1 protein-coding gene and 1 pseudogene are annotated in these 1,064 nt (G+C 76.4%); both read left to right on the top strand.

The genetic code is table 11. From position 1 onward, the window contains the following. The first annotated feature begins 184 nt into the window (after nucleotides 1-184). A complete protein-coding gene (locus MHW47_RS35605) occupies nucleotides 185-523 on the top strand; it encodes a PadR family transcriptional regulator (RefSeq protein ID WP_239227929.1) in 339 nt (112 codons plus the stop codon). After that, nucleotides 520-1,064 (top strand): annotated as a pseudogene (locus MHW47_RS35610) (hypothetical protein); the annotation flags it as partial. The gene MHW47_RS35605 and the pseudogene MHW47_RS35610, both read left to right, overlap by 4 nt.

Raw genomic sequence — 1,064 nt, forward strand, 5'->3', positions numbered from 1 at the left:
CCCCCCCGCCCCCCCCCCCCCCCGGCTCGGGGCCCCCGCACCCGCCGGCCCGCGCACCGTCCCCGGCTCCCGGCCCGGCTACGTAACGGCCTGCGCGGAACGGCCCGCGAGGATGCCTCACCAGGCGTCTCCCGAAGCCCGTCATATGCCGCTCACCGGCCCATGACTGCCGTACGATGACGGCATGAGCGAACGCGCGATGCAGGAACCGACCCTCCTCCTCCTGACCGCCCTGGCCGACGAGCCCCGGCACGGCTATGCCATCGCGCGCGAGATCGAGACGATCTCGGACGGCCGCGTGAAGATGCGCACCGGAACGCTGTACGGGGCGCTGGAGCGCCTGCTCAACGAGGGCCTGATCGAGGTGCACGCGGAGGAGGTCGTGGACAGCAGGCTGCGCCGCACGTACACGCTCACCGCCACCGGCCGCGAGGTGCTGGCCGCCGAGGCGCGCCGCATCGCCGCCACCGCGCGCGAGGCCACCCGGCGCCTGGGAGTCGCCGGGAAGCCGGCCACCGCATGAGCACCCCGCTGCTGCGGCTCTACCCGGCCGGCTACCGCCACGCCTTCGGGGACGACATCGCCGAGGCGTATCGCGAGGCCGTCGAGGGCGCAGGCCGGTCGGCCCGGCTGCGGGAGGCGGGCGACATCGTGGCGCACGCGCTGCGGGTACGGCTGCGGCTGGGCTCCGCGCAGCGCGCCGGCCGACTGTTCGCCGCCGCCACGCCCTTCGCCCTGGCGGCGACGGCCGCGTATGCCGCCTTCGGCCTGGTCTCGATGCTCGCCGACTGGCGGCTGAGCGGGAGTGCGGACTTCCTGGTCCCGCTCAGCTACGTCATGATCGGCTGCGATCTGGTGACGCTGACGGGCGCGGTCCTCGCGCTGGGCGGCCGCTTCACGGCGGGGGCGCGCTGGGCGTGCGCGGGCGCGCTGACGCAGGCGCTGTCGCTGGTCCTGGTCCCCCTGTCGGCCGGGGCGCTGATCCCGGCGGCGGCCCTCCCGTACCTCCTGGCCCCGGTCGCGGTGGCCGCGCTGCCGGTGGCCTGTCCCCCGGACCTGCGCCC

It is taken from the genome of Streptomyces sp. OfavH-34-F, from assembly GCF_022347745.1.
Classification (GTDB): Bacteria; Actinomycetota; Actinomycetes; order Streptomycetales; family Streptomycetaceae; genus Streptomyces.